This window comes from Paenibacillus sp. J22FR5 (assembly GCF_059691975.1).
Window position 1 is genome coordinate 15,994 of record NZ_JCAUAN010000005.1, and the last position, 18,077, is coordinate 34,070.

The 18,077-nt window shown below is 48.9% G+C and carries 19 protein-coding genes and 1 riboswitch; of the genes, 9 read left to right on the plus strand and 10 right to left on the minus strand.

Annotated features, from left to right (window positions below; genetic code table 11):
- Positions 1 to 176: 176 nt before the first annotated feature.
- A riboswitch (TPP riboswitch) is annotated at positions 177 to 275 on the plus strand.
- Positions 276 to 420: 145 nt separating this feature from the next.
- From AC58P7_RS09430 to AC58P7_RS09465, 8 genes are all read left to right on the plus strand, one after another.
- Complete coding sequence (locus tag AC58P7_RS09430) at positions 421 to 1,041, plus strand: thiamine phosphate synthase (RefSeq protein ID WP_497342102.1); 621 nt, start codon at positions 421 to 423, stop codon at positions 1,039 to 1,041.
- Positions 1,042 to 2,352, plus strand: coding sequence for a glycine oxidase ThiO (gene thiO / locus AC58P7_RS09435; protein ID WP_497342104.1), 1,311 nt, complete (start codon positions 1,042 to 1,044; stop codon positions 2,350 to 2,352). It abuts the gene before it with no gap.
- Entirely contained in the window at positions 2,336 to 2,539 is a 204-nt protein-coding gene (thiS, locus tag AC58P7_RS09440; RefSeq protein ID WP_497342106.1) for a sulfur carrier protein ThiS, read from the plus strand. Before thiO ends, thiS begins: the two co-directional genes overlap by 17 nt.
- Before the next feature lie 4 nt (positions 2,540 to 2,543).
- On the plus strand, positions 2,544 to 3,311 hold the full coding sequence (locus AC58P7_RS09445) for a thiazole synthase (protein WP_497342108.1): 768 nt from the start codon (positions 2,544 to 2,546) through the stop codon (positions 3,309 to 3,311).
- Between the two features lie 253 nt (positions 3,312 to 3,564).
- The gene (gene thiD, locus AC58P7_RS09450) at positions 3,565 to 4,407 is read left to right on the plus strand and encodes a bifunctional hydroxymethylpyrimidine kinase/phosphomethylpyrimidine kinase (protein WP_497342109.1); all 843 of its coding nucleotides are present in this window, start codon (positions 3,565 to 3,567) and stop codon (positions 4,405 to 4,407) included.
- On the plus strand, positions 4,404 to 5,063 hold the full coding sequence (gene thiE, locus AC58P7_RS09455) for a thiamine phosphate synthase (protein WP_497342111.1): 660 nt from the start codon (positions 4,404 to 4,406) through the stop codon (positions 5,061 to 5,063). The genes thiD and thiE overlap by 4 nt, the downstream gene beginning before the upstream one ends.
- 612 nt (positions 5,064 to 5,675) lie before the next feature.
- Positions 5,676 to 6,287 carry an ArsR/SmtB family transcription factor gene (locus AC58P7_RS09460; RefSeq protein ID WP_497342112.1) on the plus strand — a complete coding sequence of 204 codons (612 nt, stop codon included), beginning with the start codon at positions 5,676 to 5,678 and terminating at the stop codon, positions 6,285 to 6,287.
- Between the two features lie 3 nt (positions 6,288 to 6,290).
- Complete coding sequence (locus tag AC58P7_RS09465) at positions 6,291 to 7,406, plus strand: aminopeptidase (protein ID WP_497342114.1); 1,116 nt, start codon at positions 6,291 to 6,293, stop codon at positions 7,404 to 7,406.
- A gap of 76 nt (positions 7,407 to 7,482) precedes the next feature.
- Here the strand turns inward: AC58P7_RS09465 and AC58P7_RS09470 are convergent, their stop codons facing one another.
- Both AC58P7_RS09470 and AC58P7_RS09475 read right to left on the minus strand, forming a co-directional pair.
- Positions 7,483 to 7,767, minus strand: a complete 285-nt coding sequence (locus tag AC58P7_RS09470; protein WP_497342116.1) for a hypothetical protein — start codon at positions 7,765 to 7,767, stop codon at positions 7,483 to 7,485.
- Positions 7,768 to 7,781: 14 nt separating this feature from the next.
- Positions 7,782 to 8,633 (minus strand): AraC family transcriptional regulator, encoded by an 852-nt coding sequence (locus AC58P7_RS09475; protein WP_497342118.1) that lies wholly within the window; start codon positions 8,631 to 8,633, stop codon positions 7,782 to 7,784.
- Positions 8,634 to 8,775: 142 nt separating this feature from the next.
- On the opposite strand from AC58P7_RS09475, the gene AC58P7_RS09480 reads away from it, so the two are divergent.
- Positions 8,776 to 9,627: a sugar phosphate isomerase/epimerase family protein gene (locus AC58P7_RS09480; protein WP_497342120.1), complete on the plus strand. Its 852-nt coding sequence runs from the start codon at positions 8,776 to 8,778 to the stop codon at positions 9,625 to 9,627.
- Between the two features lie 74 nt (positions 9,628 to 9,701).
- On the opposite strand, the gene AC58P7_RS09485 is transcribed toward AC58P7_RS09480, so the two are convergent.
- The 8 genes from AC58P7_RS09485 to AC58P7_RS09520 form a co-directional block, all read right to left on the minus strand.
- Positions 9,702 to 10,430, minus strand: coding sequence for a nucleoside phosphorylase (locus tag AC58P7_RS09485; RefSeq protein WP_497342121.1), 729 nt, complete (start codon positions 10,428 to 10,430; stop codon positions 9,702 to 9,704).
- A gap of 1 nt (position 10,431) precedes the next feature.
- Entirely contained in the window at positions 10,432 to 11,109 is a 678-nt protein-coding gene (locus tag AC58P7_RS09490) for a sulfite oxidase-like oxidoreductase (RefSeq protein WP_497342123.1), read from the minus strand.
- A 22-nt stretch (positions 11,110 to 11,131) separates the two neighbouring features.
- Complete coding sequence (locus AC58P7_RS09495; protein WP_497342125.1) at positions 11,132 to 12,055, minus strand: ABC transporter permease; 924 nt, start codon at positions 12,053 to 12,055, stop codon at positions 11,132 to 11,134.
- Complete coding sequence (locus AC58P7_RS09500) at positions 12,039 to 13,106, minus strand: ABC transporter permease (protein ID WP_497342127.1); 1,068 nt, start codon at positions 13,104 to 13,106, stop codon at positions 12,039 to 12,041. The genes AC58P7_RS09495 and AC58P7_RS09500 overlap by 17 nt, the downstream gene beginning before the upstream one ends.
- Entirely contained in the window at positions 13,099 to 14,598 is a 1,500-nt protein-coding gene (locus AC58P7_RS09505) for an ABC transporter ATP-binding protein (protein ID WP_497342129.1), read from the minus strand. The genes AC58P7_RS09500 and AC58P7_RS09505 overlap by 8 nt, the downstream gene beginning before the upstream one ends.
- A 95-nt stretch (positions 14,599 to 14,693) precedes the next feature.
- Positions 14,694 to 15,719 (minus strand): BMP family lipoprotein, encoded by a 1,026-nt coding sequence (locus AC58P7_RS09510; protein ID WP_497342131.1) that lies wholly within the window; start codon positions 15,717 to 15,719, stop codon positions 14,694 to 14,696.
- A gap of 296 nt (positions 15,720 to 16,015) precedes the next feature.
- A complete protein-coding gene (locus AC58P7_RS09515; protein ID WP_497342133.1) occupies positions 16,016 to 16,549 on the minus strand; it encodes an MFS transporter in 534 nt (177 codons plus the stop codon).
- A gap of 1 nt (position 16,550) precedes the next feature.
- Positions 16,551 to 17,981, minus strand: a complete 1,431-nt coding sequence (locus AC58P7_RS09520; RefSeq protein WP_497342135.1) for an FAD-binding protein — start codon at positions 17,979 to 17,981, stop codon at positions 16,551 to 16,553.
- Positions 17,982 to 18,077 lie beyond the last annotated feature (96 nt).

Here is an 18,077-nt window from a genome sequence, read left to right on the forward strand (position 1 = left end):
ACCCCTTTACTTATAAATTTACTGATTATGGTATACGGGGGAGTTTGGAAATTGTTTCAAGGAGGAGGGGGAATTCTCAATTGGAAGAGAAGGGCAGCTCCACTGAGGGATGTATCGGAAAATTGTTATTTCCAAGAGTTAGCTGTCATGCTATGATAATTATCAATTGCATACGAATGAATCCCTAGGGGCGCCGAGAGGCTGAGACAGTATAAACTGAACCCTTTGAACCTGATCTGGTTTATGCCAGCGGAGGAAAGTGGAATGAGCTTTGGAGCCGATTTGGATATCTGTATATGATGCGGCAGCCTACAACCACTTTTCTAAGGAAAGTGGTTTTTTTGTGTTTCACACAGCAAAGTCAGGATGATTAGCTTGTTAAAGAGAAGTGATGTTTCGTTGAGAGGAGTCGAGCCGTAGGTGACAGAGAAAGAGCTGCATGTCATATCCAATGGGAAGCTATCTTGGTCAGAGCTGGCGACGATTGCGCTACAGATTCACCCGTATGTTACGGCGATTCATATTCGAGAGAAATCGAAGTCCTTGGATGAGGTTTTCATCGGTGTGCAGTACTTAATGGAGCAAGGGATTCCTGCAAAAAGTCTGTACATCAACGGATTTCCATCGATTACTCTAGCTTTACAGACAGGCGGGCTTCAGCTTCCTGGTACGACGCCTTCACTTGTGATTCAGGATGAGTTTCTTAAAGGGATCCAGCGTATCGGGGTCTCTGTGCATCATGCGGATGAAGCGAAATGGCATGAAAAAGAGGGAGCCGATTATGTTTTGTTCGGTCATATCTTTGAGACAAACTCGAAGCGTGGCGCGCCGCCTAGAGGCCTGGAGCAATTACGACAAGTAGTTAATCACGTTAATATCCCCGTCATTGCGATTGGTGGGATGACACCTGCGAGGGTAAAGTCTGTTCTGGAGACAGGAGCAGCGGGAATCGCCGTTATGAGTGGGATTTGGGAAGCGGTAGATCCCATAAGAGCAGTAAAAGCCTATCAAGATGAGCTTCAACAGTTAGAGGTGAGTTAAATGACAGCAACAAGATCAGAAGTCATCATCGTTGGCGGTGGTGTCATCGGAGCATCTATCGCGTATTACTTGGCTAAAAGAGGGCAGTCGGTCACGCTCCTAGAGCGCGGTCAGCTTGGCCAGGAAGCCTCGGCTGCGGCAGCAGGCATGCTCGGTGCGCAGTCCGAGATGGAGGACACAGGCGCACTGTTCCAGTGGGCGCGCCAAAGCCGTGCCATGTTCCCCGAGCTGAGCGGGGAACTGCGAGAACTCACGGGCATCGACATCGGTCTCGTCCGTGAAGGGCTGCTGAACGTCGCGCTCAGCGACGCTCAAGAGAAAGAGCTGCGCGCGCGGGAGAAGCTCCAGCGCGCGGCGGGCGAAAAGGCACAGTGGCTCAGCGCGGCTGAAGCCACTGCCAAAGAGCCCGCGCTGAGCGAGGCGACGCGCGGAGCCCTTTACCTGCCCGAGGATGGGCAGGTGGATGCCCCGCAGCTCGCGGCAGCTTTCGCGCAGGCTGCGGGGGTGCTGGGGGCGAAGGTGCAACCCTTCGCTGGGGTGCAAGGGCTGCTGACCGCGCAGGAGCGCGTCATCGGCGTGCTGACGGCCGCTGGTCCGCTCTACAGCGACCAAGTCATCGTCGCCGCAGGCACGTGGAGCGGTCAGCTGCTGGCAGGCATCGGCATCGACCTGCCGATGTATCCCGTGAAGGGCGAGTGCTTCTCCGTTAGGACGCCGAAGCCTTTATTGAAGAAAACTCTGTTCACACCAGGGTGCTATATTGTCCCGAAAGCCGGCGGACGGCTGGTGGTCGGCGCGACGGTCGTGCCGAACAGCTACGACCGCAAGGTGTCGCTCTCGGGCTTAGCCGAGCTGATGGATCGCGCGAGGGGGCTGATGCCCGCGCTCGGCGATGGTGACTGGGAGAAGGCTTGGTCGGGGCTGCGCCCGCAGACGGCCGACGGACTGCCGTACCTCGGCAAGGTGCCGAGGTATGAGGGGTTGTTCGTAGCGTGCGGTCATTACCGCAACGGGATTTTGCTGAGCCCGATCACCGGGAAGGTGATGGCGGATTGGATTTTGGGCGGAGATGCAGGTAAGGGTGCAAGAGTAGCTGGAGGAACAGAACCTAGAGCAGGAGCGTTGGGTGCTGACATAGGGCAACAAATCGAACTGGACATTAGCGAGCAAGTGATACAACCGTTAGCACCATGGCTGGATGCTTTCAGCCCAGATCTTTCGCCAGAGACCACGCGAGTGAGTCACGAGGTTAAGGAAGAAGAATTTTCAGCCACAGGAAAGGAACTGATAAGCATTGAAACTGTACATTAATGGGGGGCAGGTTGACGTACCCGATTCCATTCGGACCGTTGTCGAGCTGCTCGCGCATTTCGATTTAAGCGATAAAATGCTCGTGGTGGAGCATAACGCCGCCATTTTACATAAAGAGGATCACGCTGGCGCCGAGCTTGCGGAAGGACACAAAATTGAGATCGTTCATTTCGTTGGAGGAGGATAAAGACATGTTAAAAATCGGTCCATATGAATTTCGCTCGCGTCTATTGTTAGGTACGGGGAAGTTTCCAGATTTTCAGATTCAAAAACAAGCGGTGGATGTCAGTGAGTCCCAAATCTTGACGTTTGCAGTGCGGCGGATGAATATTTTTGAGGCGAGTCAGCCGAATTTCTTATCGATGCTGGATGTGTCGAATTTCACCTTGCTGCCGAATACAGCAGGTGCTAAGACAGCCGAGGAAGCCGTTCGCATCGCGCGATTAGCAAAAGCCTCGGGCTTATGCGATATGATCAAAGTCGAGGTGATCGGTGATGAAATGACGCTGCTGCCAGATCCAGTTGAAACGCTGAAAGCTTCGGAAATGCTGCTGGAGGAAGGCTTTATCGTGCTTCCGTATACGTCGGACGATGTCTTGTTGGCTAAACGTCTGCAAGCTCTCGGCGTGCATGCAATTATGCCTGGTGCATCACCGATCGGCACAGGTCAAGGGATCATTAACCCGCTGAACTTGAGCTTCATCATCGAGCAGGCGACGGTCCCGGTGATCGTGGATGCAGGGATTGGCGCACCATCGGATGCGGCGCTGGCGATGGAAATGGGAGCAGATGGTGTGCTGCTCAACACGGCGGTATCAGGCGCGAAGGATCCTGTCAAAATGGCGTATGCCATGAAGCTCGCGATTGAAGCGGGACGTGCGGGCTTTGAAGCGGGGCGCATTCCGAAGAAGCGATATGCTTCGGCGAGCAGCCCGATGGATGGGTTGAGTCGAGTGTAGGGGAAAGCCCTGCAAATACGGATACTGGCTAACGGACATGGAAGACGCTATTTGGTATAAATATGAGGTTTTGAAAATCTAACGGACACAGGAGACGCTATACAGCGGAATTTCGTTATCAATTGGGTGATTATGATGTGATAACGGCTGTGGTGTCCGTTAGATCATGGATAAAGCTAATTAGGCAACTATAACGGCCGTCATGACCGTTAGAAAATATAGTTACGAAAAAATGTGGGAGAGGGGGAGTAACGTGGCCATTTACAAAGCTTTGACTATCGCTGGGTCGGATAGCGGCGGCGGTGCGGGCATTCAAGCGGATCTGAAGACGTTTCAAGAACTGGGCGTCTACGGAATGTCTGTGATCACGGCAGTAACCGCGCAGAACACGCTCGGCGTGCAAGGGGTTTACCCGATGAGTGCAGAAGCGATCAAACGCCAGCTGGCGTCCATCGGGGAAGATTTGCAGCCAGATGCGTTGAAAACAGGCATGCTTTTTAGCGGAGACATCATTCGTATTGTGGCTGCTGCGATTAAGAAGTATGCATGGAAGCAAATTGTTGTAGATCCTGTGATGATTGCCAAGGGCGGGGCTTCGCTCCTACAGCAAGAGGCGATTGATGCCATGATCCATTCGTTGTTGCCGCTAGCTGATGTTGTAACACCGAACATTCCCGAAGCGGAGGCGCTTAGCGGGATACGGATCATAGACGGGGAATCACGGAAACAGGCGGCCATGCGTATTCATCTCTACGGCTGCAAGCATGTGATGATCAAAGGCGGTCATGAAGCGAACACGGAGCAGGCGACGGACTTACTCTATGATGGAAATGCGTTTACCGAATTTAGTGCGAAGAGGTTGGTTACACAGCACACGCATGGAACAGGCTGCACGTTTGCGGCGGCCCTGACATCGGGGCTGTCGAAGGGGCTCACGACGACAGCTTCTCTTCAATTGGCAAAAAGCTTCATCCACGCTGCGATCTCGGAGCCGCTGAACATCGGGAGCGGGCATGGCCCGACGAATCATTGGGCGTATCAACAAGGTGTTCGTGCCGCTGATTTAAAGGATATTGCCACGGGAGGTGTACGATGAGCCTTGCAATGAGTTCGGACGAGCTGCGCAAAGCTCTGCAATTATATCTCGTGATGGGCAGCCCCAATTGTGGCGGGGCGGACCCGTATGAAGTGCTGGAAGCCGCCATTGATGGCGGCATCACGATGTTTCAGCTGCGCGAGAAGGGCCCCGGCGCTCTGCAGGGGCCCGCGCTCCTCGCGCTGGGCGCACGGCTGCGCCGCCTTTGCGCGCAGCGCGCGATCCCGTTCATCGTGAACGATGATGAACGGCTTGCTCTAGAGCTTGAGGCCGATGGGATCCACATCGGCCAAGAGGATGCCCCAGCCGCCGCTGTGCGGCAGCGGCTGCCGAACATGATCGTGGGCGTATCGGCCCACGATCTGGGCGAAGCCCAGGCGGCGCTGGCCGAAGGCGCCGACTATCTCGGCGTAGGCCCCCAGTACGCCACGCGCACGAAGCTTGATGCGCGTGAGGCCCAGGGGCCTGCCGGTATTACGCGGATGCGCGCAGGCGGCATCCAGCTGCCGCTCGTGGGCATCGGGGGCATCGATGCCACGAATGCAGGCGCGGTCATCCGCGCAGGGGCGGACGGCGTGGCGGTGGTTAGCGCCATCGCAGGTAGCCGCTCACCGCGCGAAGCCGCCGAGGCGTTACGCTCACTGCTCCCGAATTAGGAGCAGTAGTAGCACTTACTCCTACGTCTAGCAGGAGTAGCGTCGCACTTTCCTCCTAGGTCTAGCAGGAGCAGCGTCGCACTTTCCTCCTACGTCTAGAAGGAGTAGCGTCGCACTTTCCTCCTACGTCTAGCAGAGCAGTATCGCACTTCACTCCTACGACTAGTAGGAACAACGTCACACTTCACTCCTACGTTTAGTAGGAGCAACTGTCGTATGTTCATTACACACGCGCCCCATACCCCCATAACCACCTACTAGACTCTCCGTTTCTCGCTCTCACACTATTTCTTGGAGACGTTTCTACCTTTATTGGTGACAGAAACGTCCCTTTTTGCTACCATAGGAGAAAGCTTAATTTCGGTAACTCGGTAACGCGGTGAAATGTCGCATAAACAAAGGCCTCGTGTCAGAAACCGCAATTGACATAGATTCTGTTTAGCATTATGATACGGTTAAAAAGATTTGACCGTCGTTTAATTAATCTCTTTAAGAGATTAAAAGTTGACCAAGAAGCGCCATGTCGCAAGGCTTTTCGAGATAAATACACTCGTATTAGTAGCGCGGCGTAAAAGTCTATCCTTGGTACAAGAGAGGGAGGTCGGATCCACGATGAAACTGCAACCTGTTTATATCATTGAAGAACTCGAGCAACTCAAAACAATTAGTGATCCACTTCGCGCTAGGGTATTGCTTTATCTCATAGAGAAAGCTTATACCGGCCAGCAGTTGGCCAAACTGTTAGGGATGGCGCGCGCAAAGGTGCATTATCATTTGAATGAGCTTGAACGTCATAATTTGATTTTCGTTGTTCGTACGGAGCTTAAGAATGGTATTGTACAAAAATTTTACCGTGCAGTCGCACGTGGTTTTGTGCCTGGTGAGAACTTGCTCCCGTACGTGTCTGAGGTAGAAAATTATTACCGCGAACGTACATTGAGTGTACTTGGACATGCTAGAAACAGAGCGATTCATGCACCGGAAGAGGCGTTTCAAATTCCATCGCCCGACCGATCCCAGTGGCCGATTATTATGACGCAGGTTGAAGTCAAAATGAGCAAAGCGAAATATGCCGAATGGTTGAGGAAATTTCGTGATCTTATTTATGAACTCGATGCCCAGCAAGAAGAGAATGGGGACTGGTTCTATTTGACGACGGTCGGCTTTCAGACGCATGAAAGGGCATTTGACCCCGTCGAACCCGCGACCGAAGAGGAGAGATAAGCCATGTTGGATCCTAGATTAACGAAACTTGCAGACGTATTGGTGAATTACTCCGTGAAAGCTAAGGCTGGCGAAAATATTTTAATTGAAGCGTACGGGATTGATTCAGCACTGGTTAAAGAAATCGTGAAGAAAGTTCATGCTGCTGGTGCGCATCCTTTCGTAAACTTGCGTGATCACGCTGTAATACGTGAACTCGTTATGAACGGCACGGAAGCTCAAATGCAAACGTGGGCAGATGCAGATGCGTTCCAAATGAAACAGATGCAAGGCTACATTGGTGTACGCGGCGGCGCTAACATCTATGAGCTGTCGGATATTCCTTCCGATCGGATGAAACTGTATAACTCCGTGTATTATCAACAAGTTCATTTCGATGTCCGCGTGAAGGATACGAGATGGGTTGTTCTGCGCTACCCAACGTCTTCGATGGCGCAGCTGGCTAGCATGAGTACAGATGCGTTCGAAGATTTCTACTTCAACGTATGTACGATGGATTATGGCAAAATGTCCAAAGCGATGGATCCGTTGAAAGAGCTTATGGATCGCACAGACAAAGTGCGTCTCGTCGGCCCTGGCACGGATTTGACATTCTCGATCAAAGGGATCGGCGGCGTGAAATGCGACGGCGAGCTGAACATCCCAGATGGTGAAGTCTACTCCGCTCCGGTTCGTGATTCCGTAAATGGTGTTATTTCGTATAACACACCTTCGCCGCATGATGGCTTTATTTTCGAGAACGTTGTGCTTCATTTTGAAAATGGCAAAATCGTCAAAGCGACGGCGAATGATACGGACCGCATCAATGAAATTTTCGATATGGATGAAGGCGCACGCTATGTAGGTGAGTTCGCGATTGGCGTGAATCCATATATTCAACACCCGATGAAGGATATTCTGTTCGATGAGAAAATCGATGGCAGCTTCCACTTCACACCTGGCAATTGCTATGATGATGCCTACAACGGTAATAAATCTTCGCTGCACTGGGATATGGTGAACATCCAACGTCCTGAGTATGGCGGCGGCGAAATTTGGTTTGACGATGTATTGATCCGTAAGGACGGCATTTTCGTTCTTCCCGAGCTTCTTGTATTAAATCCAGAAAACTTGAAATAGGTTTCCGTACCACAGCAAAAAGGTTGTCCAACGTCGTGTAGACGTGGGCAACCTTTTTGTTGTGGTGAACAACGTATTATGACGTGATACCTTTTAACTGCTTGACAAGCTTCTTGGGAGCCGTTCGCGTATACCCTTCCACGAACATATCCTGAATCTCTGTCCAAGGCACAAGGTCAATGTTCCGTATGCTGACCCAGCCATGACGGCCGATGTATGGTGTCTTCTGATAAGCCGTGGTGTCCTGCCCTAAGAGGAACTCCTGCGTGGTAAGGTTCGTTTTGAGCGCTGTTGAGACTTGGCCATCCGTCTCGCCCATCATGATGAAGGGTTTGTCTAAGAATGGATTTGCATTTTCCAAGAAGCAACTGCCTTTTACACCCGTCGCTGCTGCGACTGATACTGCCGTGGCGGCAGGCCGACGGCCTTTTTAAACGTTCGAATGAAGTTCGAATAATCGTTGAAGCCTGCTAGCTGGCACGTGTCTGTGACCGTAGATCCCTCGCGCAGCAAATGCTTTGCTTTGGCAATACGTTTGAACAGGATGTGCTCGTGAATCGTGCTGCCGGTATGCTTTTTGAATAGTCGGCACAGGTATGAGCGATTCATAAAGACGACCTGCTCCAGCACCTCGAGCGACAGGTCTTGATCTAGATTTTCGTCAATGTAGGTGAAGAGAGAGGAGAGCTTGTCTGGCATCATGACCTGTTCTTCTTGTTTACCTTGATTTTGAAAGATCCGATTGATAAAAACGAGCAGCTCGATAAAGGTAGCGACGAAGAGGATCTCCGAACCTGGCAGTGCCTGCGGGCGGCGATGCATCTCCATTCGCTCATAGAGCTTCATGATGTCATCGATTTGCGGCGGCGTCAGTCTCATCCGATTTTGCTCACCAAAAACACGGTTATCAAAGCAGTCCAACAGGTTGAACTGCGAGGAATTGAAATGCTGCAACAGAGCGGGATTGAAGTGAATAACCACATTCTCGTAACGCTGTTTCTTCGATTGGAAATTAGGTCGATGAAGCTCATTACTATGCATGATCAGTAGATCGCCATATTGTAAAGGGTATACTTGTTTTTCGATAAAATAATGAACGTCACCCGTCAAGAAGAAATAGATTTCATATTGGTCCTGATGCTGATGAAAGTCCAGAGGAAACGGATTATGGGTTACCGCATGTCGAAAACTAATCATCTGATTGAGATTATTATACATTTCCTGCATGTGAAGCACTCCTCTAAGTGGTTGGAGTCAATATAAGCAAACTTTTGCCCAATTAATGCAATGAATACGTTTTTATTATACTGCAAAATATAGGATAGATAAACCTACAATGGATCTTGCTTATACTTAAGGAGGCTTATATATGAAATTATCCGTATTTACTGTGGCAACACCTGATCTAACCCCTGAAGAGCTTGCTAAAGCGGCTGCTGCTGCTGGGATCACTGGCATTGAGTGGCGTTTCAAAGATATCCCTGCGAACGCGGCCCAAGAGACACCATCTTTCTGGAGAAACAATCTGTGCTCCATCGATCCGTCTGCTTCGGATGCAGAACTGGAACGCTTTAAACTTGCTGCACTTAACGAAAATCTAGTGAACCTGAGCATTACGCCGTATTTGAACAACTGTGATGTTGCTGAAACGGAGCATGTTTTCAAAGCGGCTCAAAAAATAGGTGTTCCTTTCATTCGCGTGGGTGTACCTGGTTATGATAAAAGCAAAAACTACAATGATTTGTTCGCCAAAGCGGTGGACTACCTTCACCATGTACAAGAGCTTTCACAGCAGTATGGGGTGAAGGGTCTAGTTGAAATCCATCACCAAACGATTGCGGCAAGTGCTAGTTTGGCGCATAGACTCGTAACTGGCTTCAAACCTGAGCACATTGGTGTACTTCACGATGCGGGCAATATGGTGCATGAGGGCTTCGAGAACTACCGTATGGGCCTTGAATTGCTCGGACCTTACTTGGCACATGTGCATGTCAAAAATGCCGCATGGTCGCTTACAGGCGAGGAAGAAGACGGTATTAAGCTGTGGAAGAGCGCATGGACGCCGATTGATGCAGGCATGGTAAACTGGAAGCAGCTGCTTGGCGATTTGAAAGCAGTCGGCTATGACGGCTACCTCGGTATTGAAGATTTCAGCGGTGAATTCGATTCCCAAGAGATGCTGAATAACTTCTCAGCGAAAGTGAAGCAATGGTTGGCTTAATCGAAGATTTATAAGCAAAAAACCTTCAAAACCACTATCACAGTGGGGCTGAAGGTTTTTTTGCTGATCCAAATCTATTTCTCAGTATTCAACTTCACAATAGCTCCAATCGCAGCCTCAATCTCTCGCTCAATGGCTCCCGAAACGACATCCGTGTGCGGATTGTACACTTCCCGCAGATCGGCATCCGCGTAGCCATCCAATGCGACAATGGCACCAGCACGTACACCGCGCAGCGAAGCAATGACATAGAGAGCTGCGATTTCCATTTCAACGGCTAAAGCACCAGCTTGCTTGTATTTACGGTGTGGGAATTCCTCGACACCTTGGAAGAAAGCATCCAGCGTAACGGTAATGCCTAGCTTCACTAGACCTTCCGTCTCCGAAGCCGCTTCGAAGAGAGCGCGAGTAACGTCTTGGTCAGCTACGGCTGGGAAGCCATGTGGAACAAGCTGGCGTGTCAAACCTTCTTCACGTACCGCAGCAGTACTTACAACTAGACTTCCCGGAGGAACATCCGCGGAGTAGGAGCCAGCTGTTCCGACGCGTATCAGCGTTGTGACGCCGCCTTTGATCAACTCTTCAAAGCAGACAGCCGCGCCTGGTGACCCAACACCATGACTGACAACCGTAATGGGAACACCAGCTCTTTCGCCAACGAAAGTCCGATATTCCCGGCTGAAGCTGAGCTCACGAGCGTTATCCAGTTTGCGGGAAATAGCTTCCGCTCTGAACGGATCCCCACACACGATGGCATAGGGCGTTAAGTCTTCCGAATTCACTTGTAAAATAGGTAAAAGCAACTTAATCGAACTCCTTTCTGACCCACTCATCTTCCGGAATAGGGATAGCTTCACCAGAGAAGCGTTGTTCTTCAAAAGGGTCCGCTACATTGTGGAAGCCATTGCGTTCCCAGAAGCCCTCGCGATCTTCCGCCATGAACTCGATGCCTCGAATCCACTTGGCACTTTTCCAGAAATACAAATGGGGGACAACGAGCCGAAGCGGCCAGCCATGCTTAAGCGTGAGCGGCTTGCCATCGAAGGTCATGGCCAGCAAGATATCATCGCCCATCAGATCTGCGAGTGGCACATTCGTTTCATAATCGTTGTCCGCATGAATCATGACATACTTTCCTTCAGGTTTCACATCCAAGTGCTGAAGGAAATCCCTGAACCGCACACCTTCCCAGACCGTATCCAGCTTGGACCAACGGGTCACACAGTGAATATCGCATTGGATTTGCGTTCGCGGCAAGGCAAGCAAGTCGTCATAGCTGAACGTTTTCTCTTCGCCAACTTGTCCAAAAACGCGCAACGACCACTCCGCCATATCATACTTCGGCACTTCCCCTTCATGTAAAATGGGGAACCGATCCGTGACCACTTGACCAGGTGGAATTCTTCCCGCAAGCTCCAGTGGAACATCTACAGCGGGAATTTGCATGCGCTTGATACGCTCCGCTTTGGTGTCTTTGCTCATCTGTTATCCTCCTAAGTTTGCTTTATCGAGAACTGCCATTGGCTTTCTGTGCATCTGCCATGTAATTGTTTTTGCGGAAGAACAGCATGGCCAGCAATGTCACGATGTAAGGCAGCATTTGTGTGAAATGCGTAGGTAATGAGAAGCCTTGCAGACGGATACTGAACGCATCCATTAAACCGAACAGCAAACTGGATGCCATGACGCCAATTGGATTGGCTTGTCCTAACATGGTTGCGACAAGTGCGATAAAGCCTCTGCCTGCTGTCATACCTTCGGTGAACATGGTCACTTGTCCAAGTGAAAGCTGTGCACCGGCTAGTCCGCAAAGGACACCACAGATGAGCACCGCCAAATATTGCATCCGGTTGACTTTGATTCCGAGGCTTTTCGCCGCAACCGGATTTTCCCCGACAGCAATCATACGGAAGCCAACAACGGACTTGAATAGCAAATACTGAAGACCGAAAACTAGCACGAACGCGAGATAAACAAGTGGGGAGTGCCCGGAAATAATCCCGCCAAGGACAGGGATATCTTGAATGAGCGGAATATCCCATTTAGGTAGTCCGACCATATTTTTATCATAGAAGGCGCCTTTTACATGGAAAATGGCTTTCAAACAAAACGAGGTCAAGCCTAAGGCCAAAAAGTTAAAAGAAATACTGACAACGATGACATTCGCTTGCAAATGAATACTCATATAAGCAAATACTAGTGAGAACAGCATGGTCACGGCTATAGCAATGAGTACAGCTAGGAATACGTTGCCTGTATAATAATTACCAACAATTGCCGAGAAGGCCCCGACTAACACGAATCCTTCCAGACCGACGTTAAACAAACCGACTCGCGAACAAATCGCCCCGCCGAGTGCTGCCAGAAGAATCGGAGCGACCATGCGAAGCATGGAGTTAAATAAAGACACATCAAGAAGATGCTGCATCGCTCTTGCCTCCTTTCCGTCGTTTCCAAAGGGTATAGCTGAACTTTGCTGTAACAAAGAGAATGAGCAACGATTGAATGACACTGGATATTTCCAGCGGAATGTTCGTATTGCGCTCAACACCCATGCCGCCCGTCTGCAACGCAGCAAGGAGAATAGAGGCGATAGCCGTACCTAATGGATGAGCTCCTGAAAGCAAGGTCGCCATGATGCCTGACCAGGCGAAGCCTGGATTCGAAATCATGCCATCCGTATACCGATACTGCATGCCAAGCACCTCGACGGCACCAGCAAGTCCCGCGAAACCGCCGCTGGCAAACATACTTGTCAGCATCACTTTCCGTCTATTGACGCCGCCATAGGCCGCAAACAAAGGGTTATAGCCAAGCATTCGAATTTCATAACCGGCTACCGTATATGTAATGAACAAGTACAGAAGAATGGCTAGTCCAATGGCAATGATAAAGCCGCCATGGACGCTCATGCCTTGAAACAATTTGGGTAACCAAACGCTTTTATCAATCATCATCGTTTGGGCTAGCGCAGCTGAACCGGATTTGTCCTTGAGCGGATAGGCAACCAAATATCCCGCAAATAATGCCGCAATATAATTAAGCAACAGCGTTGTAATGATCAAATTCATCCGAAATTTAGCATCCAACCAACCAGCGAAGGCCGACCAAATGCCGCCTGCCAAGATGCCGCCAAGAATGGCAGCCAGCAATTTAAAAAGCGGAGGTCCAGGCAGGTAGAGTGCGACCATAGCACTTGATAAGGCGCCAAGAATCATCTGGCCTTCCGACCCCATGTTAAAAAATCCGGCACGAAATGCGATGGAAACGCCGAGCCCAACAAGAATGAGCGGAGTCGCGCGAGTTAGTGTATTGGTAAAGAAGAAGAAGTTGCCGAAGGCACCTTTCCACATCTCTGTGTATGTTTCAATGACGGATCCGCCAATCAGTAAAATGGCAATCGCACCGCCTAATAACCCGATGACTACGGCAAGCAGCGGCCCAATCCAAGCGCTTAGATTTAAACGACTTTTAAGCATCTGAATTTCCCCCTGCCATCCATAAGCTAATTTGCTCCTCTGTTGCTTCTTCTGCCGACAATTCGCCAGCAATGCGTCCTTCGTACATGACAACAATACGATCGGACAGCTTGAGAATCTCTGTTAATTCCGAAGAGACTAGTAAGATAGCACCCTGTTCATCACGTTTTCTGAGCAGCTCTTCATGAATCAATTCCATGGCCCCAATATCAACCCCGCGAGTCGGCTCAGCCGCAATGAGGAAAGGCTGTTTCTGCGCAATTTCCCTGGCTACAATCAACTTCTGTAAGTTACCACCGGACAGAAATTTCACTTTCGCATCTTGAGAGCCTGCTTTAATCTGAAATTGCTGAATGAAGCCGCTAACCATGTGACGAAGCTCTTTACCTTGTAAAAAGCCGGAACGACTTTTGGTTTTATGATGACCCATCGTGCCATTCTCTAACACAGTACCTTCTTTGGCTGCGCCCCATTGGTAACGATCCTCCGGTACATGGGATAGCCCAATTTCTCTAATTTCACGCACCGAACGTCCTCGGATAGGTTTTCCTAATAATTGAATGTCTCCCTGATCAATCGGTTGAAGCCCAGATATAGCTTGAATCAATTCAGATTGGCCATTTCCGGAAATGCCCGCAATACCAACGATTTCCCCGGCTTTTACTTGCAAATTGACATGATCGAGCACAGGCTTACCTTTATCTCCATGAATGGAAACGTCCTGAACCTGAAGAACGGTCTGACCCACATTCAAAGCTCGTTTCTTAAGCTGCTTCAAATCTCTGCCTACCATTAGCTTGGAAAGTTCTTCAATGCTAGTTGCTCCTGCATCCACCGTTCCCGTCATTTTCCCGTCCCGAAGCACGGTAACCCGATCAGCAACTTCCATCACTTCATGCAGCTTGTGCGTGATAATGATGAAGCTCTTGCCCAGATTGGCTAGGCTTTTCATGATGACGAGCAGTTCCTTGGCTTCCAGCGGCGTGAGCACCCCAGTGGGCTCGTCCAAAATAATGATGTCGGCCCCTTGATAGAGCACCTTCAAGATTTCGACACGCTGCTGCAAACCAAGTGGACATTCGGCCACCTTCATGCGCGGATCAATCGGTAAGCGGTATTTGGCGCAAAGTTCTTCCACCTGCGAAATTGCTTTTTTACGGTCAAAGCGAATCCCAGCTTTAGGCTCGTTGCCAATCACGATATTTTCAGCAACGGTAAACGACGGAAAAAGCATGAAATGCTGATGCACCATACCGATACGATGACGGATAGCGTCAGTAGGATTGGTAAAAACAACTTCTTTGCCATGCAAAAGAATACTGCCAGCCGAAGGCTGCTCCATGCCGTACAAGATTCGCATTAGGGTTGTTTTGCCAGCGCCATTTTCCCCGACTAATGCATGAATCTCACCTTGACGCAGCGAGAAATCAACGCCAAAATTCGCTGTTAAATTGCCATATGTTTTCGTAATTTGACGCATTTGAAGCAGCATAACGGTTTTTCGCTCCTCTACCTAGACATGAGGAAACTGCTTACGTCTCCGTAAACAGTTTCCAGGTCAAACCTATGTGATTATCGTACTGATGACTATTTTACTGGATTTTCTACCTTCACTTTACCAGAAACGATATCATCGCGTATAGCTTTAACTTTCGTTACTACATCTGGTCCAATGAAAGGACTTAGTGCCGTTTTCGTATCTTTCGTTACGAAAGTAAGACCAACGCCATCTTCTTTCAAACCGTAGTCAACAGCACCGAATTTAAATGTGCCATTCACGAAATCTTTCACCGTTTGATAAGCAACGGCATCCGTTCCTTTCAATTGGGAAAGAACGATATGCTCAGGATCTGTTACTGTACGGTCAATATCTTGTCCGGAAGTAAAGAAGCCTTTTTCTTTCGCTGCTTCAAATACACCCAAATCGCCAACAGCCGATGCGCCTGCAATGAAGTCAGCACCTTGCGCGAATTGTGTTAATGCCAATTCTTTGGCTTTGGCGGGATCCGTGAAGCTGCCTACATAGTTAACAATGAATTTCGCATTTGGATTCGTTGATTTCAAACCTTCTTGGAAGCCAACTGTAAATTTCTTGATGAGTGGGATATCAACCGCTGCAACCATACCTACGATATTTTTCTTGGTAGCTAGACCAGCTGCTGCTCCTAGCAAGTAAGAGGCTTCATGTTCACGGAAAACAACGCTGCGAACATTCGGAAGATCGACAACCGTGTCAATGATGGCGAATGATTTCTTTGGATTTTCGGCAGCAACTTTTTTAAGCGCATCCTCAGACTCAAAAGAACTTGTAATAATCAGATCATAATTATCGGCGACAGCTGCGCGTAAATTTTGCTCAATCGCACTTGCATCTGTGGATTCTACGGTTTTAACAGTAACACCAAACTCTTTACCAGCTTTCTTCACGCCTTCATCTTCTTGAGCGAAAAATGGATTCACACCAATTTTCTCTGGCGTAATAAGGATAATCTTCTTATCTGACTTGGCTGCTGGCGTACTAGATGCTGCAGGTGATGCTGTGTCTGTCTTTGCAGTTGCGCAACCTGTCATTAAAACAGTTACGGCAAGAATAGAAAATAATGCTTTTTTCATGATGATCTCTCCCCTAATCCCATTATGTATTTATTTAACCAAAGACTTATTTATATCCTACTAAAAAACTCGGATATAGTCAAAGGATCTTTTTTTCAATTCGACAAATTCACCCAAGATTCTACAAGCTATGAAGTCTAACGGTTATTATACTAAAATGCAGGGGCACAATCCATCTATTTCAATTAAATACCAGTTGTTATATGTGAAAGACTGAAATCTGAATCACGGATAGCCCATCTGAACATCGGTTTATGCACCAAATGAAGAAATTAGGAATGTGTATGCTTCTCCGCCTAACGATCCCGCATCCGAAGCGTCATCCACGCACTTACACCATAAATCCCCGCGCTCACATAGAACAACACATCGATCGTCAGCCAGTCAATGATATAACCGCCGATGAGCACAGCGAATCCGGACGAAACGGACGTCCAGAAATGGTAATTGCCAAGCGTCCCGCCACGGTTTCCGCGTTCGGTTCCATCTGCGAGTAATCCGCGCTCGCTCATCTTCTGCATGGCGTTACAGATGCCCATGAAAGCTTGAATGAGCAGGACGAAGCCGTAGGAAGGAATCCAAGGGAAGACGAGCATCGCTGCCATCATACCAAGAGAACCGCCTGCCATCATTTTCACGGAGGAACGGTCTACGAGCTTATTAAGCCATAAGGATGACGCTGCAGAGCTTATCGTGAATACTGCGAAAGCGAGACCGTATGCGGAATACGTACTGCCGAGATTTTTCAAGAACAGCAAGTAATAAGGGTAAATCATTCCCGAAGCCAATGTCGCTAAACTTTGGGATCGTATCAGAAGCCTCACATTCATCCTAATGCCTCCAGTAATCGTCATAGAAATTGTTCATAAAAAGATGCTGCGGATCCCACCGATCTTTGGCTTGGAAAAAGGCTCCCGCCTTTGGATAAATCAATAGGAACTGATCGACCGAAGGAAAAGGGGCATAGGGTAAATAATACGAGCCATTAAATATCGCCAATTGATCAATGATCCGCCGGATTCCTTTGGTCATACGAGCTTGGGCCGCTTCACTAATCGGTGTGTTGAACAGACAAACGAGAGCGAACATGTCGCTCTTCGCATACGAGAGCATCGCTTCTTCGTCATGATTGACGTATCGAACAGTTATATTTAATAAGTTTAATTGTTCTTCTTGCAGGATAGGTTTCATGCTGTTAACAAACGCCTCGAAATGTTCCACAGGGATGAAGTATTCTTGGAGAAGATCATTTTTGGTATCCGAGCTGTAGTCCATAAAATTAGATTCAGATCGCATGGCGTTGTTGCGAGTTAGGATTGTACTCCGGCCGATAAGGAAATGACGTTGTAAGTCCCAAAACGCATTCTTCGCCCAATCGAACGAACGATTGAGTCCAAACAGAAATTTTAAAGGTAACACATAGCTATCCTTCAGCTTTAACTTGTTGTAATCGGTAACTAGAAGATCAGGTCTTGCCATGTAATTGGACGCATACATCTCCGTTAAGAAGGTATCGGGCGCGACAGAAATACGTGCGAGATGCATGTGGATGTCTGGATTGTTTTTAACATGGTTAAGAAAGTAATCCATATAGGTTGCAGTTGTCATCGTGTCACTCGTCATCTCGTACACTTCGTCATCGGTTAGCGACAATGTCACATCCAAGATAACGCCGAACAAACCATATCCGCCCAGCGCCAGCGGGAATAGCTCCGCATTTTCAGAGCGGGAAACATTGCGTATAGTGCCGTCAGCCCCCAACAGCCGGAAGGATTCAATCGTACTAATCAGAGAGCCGTTCCGAATGTCACGACCGTGTGCATTGACTGAAATCGAGCCTCCGATTGTAAAAATGTTTTGTGACTGCATAGTCTTCACAGCAAGTCCGTAGGGATTAATATACTTTTGCACATCAGCCCAAGTAGCTCCAGACTGAACGGTAATCGTCTTCGCTGTCTCATCAAAGGCGAGAACCTTGTTAAATGGCGTCATATCCAGCACGATACTGTCCTTGTAGTAGGTATGCCCACCTTGGCTGTGCCTCTGACCAGCAATTGAAATCTGGAGCCCTTTCTCGTGCGCATTCTTAACAATCTCTTGAAGCTGCTTGACTTCCTTGCTTGGAATGACCCGCTCAATCTTCACAGGCCGAAGCTTGCTATAATCGGATCGCAAGAAGGGATCCTCGTCAGCAACCAAGGTCCTCGTATACTGCCAGAGGCATAACGTAACGAATAGAAGTAAAACGATGGTTTTCTTCATGCGCCTATCTCCTAACTGTCTCGTTATGGTGATGACCCAAATTATTCCTCAAGTGTAATTTTACACCGAAAGGGAATGTGGATGCACTATTTCGCT

Coding starts and splice junctions, on each gene's coding strand:
- AC58P7_RS09460 (WP_497342112.1), top strand. CDS start 5,676: ATGAAACTGCAACCTGTTTATATCATTGAAGAACTCGAGCAACTCAAA.
- thiE (WP_497342111.1), top strand. CDS start 4,404: ATGAGCCTTGCAATGAGTTCGGACGAGCTGCGCAAAGCTCTGCAATTA.
- AC58P7_RS09515 (WP_497342133.1), bottom strand. CDS start 16,549: ATGAATGTGAGGCTTCTGATACGATCCCAAAGTTTAGCGACATTGGCT.
- AC58P7_RS09500 (WP_497342127.1), bottom strand. CDS start 13,106: ATGCTTAAAAGTCGTTTAAATCTAAGCGCTTGGATTGGGCCGCTGCTT.
- AC58P7_RS09465 (WP_497342114.1), top strand. CDS start 6,291: ATGTTGGATCCTAGATTAACGAAACTTGCAGACGTATTGGTGAATTAC.
- AC58P7_RS09520 (WP_497342135.1), bottom strand. CDS start 17,981: ATGAAGAAAACCATCGTTTTACTTCTATTCGTTACGTTATGCCTCTGG.
- thiO (WP_497342104.1), top strand. CDS start 1,042: ATGACAGCAACAAGATCAGAAGTCATCATCGTTGGCGGTGGTGTCATC.
- AC58P7_RS09475 (WP_497342118.1), bottom strand. CDS start 8,633: ATGCAGGAAATGTATAATAATCTCAATCAGATGATTAGTTTTCGACAT.
- AC58P7_RS09495 (WP_497342125.1), bottom strand. CDS start 12,055: ATGCAGCATCTTCTTGATGTGTCTTTATTTAACTCCATGCTTCGCATG.
- AC58P7_RS09490 (WP_497342123.1), bottom strand. CDS start 11,109: ATGAGCAAAGACACCAAAGCGGAGCGTATCAAGCGCATGCAAATTCCC.
- AC58P7_RS09510 (WP_497342131.1), bottom strand. CDS start 15,719: ATGAAAAAAGCATTATTTTCTATTCTTGCCGTAACTGTTTTAATGACA.
- AC58P7_RS09505 (WP_497342129.1), bottom strand. CDS start 14,598: ATGCTGCTTCAAATGCGTCAAATTACGAAAACATATGGCAATTTAACA.
- AC58P7_RS09445 (WP_497342108.1), top strand. CDS start 2,544: ATGTTAAAAATCGGTCCATATGAATTTCGCTCGCGTCTATTGTTAGGT.
- AC58P7_RS09480 (WP_497342120.1), top strand. CDS start 8,776: ATGAAATTATCCGTATTTACTGTGGCAACACCTGATCTAACCCCTGAA.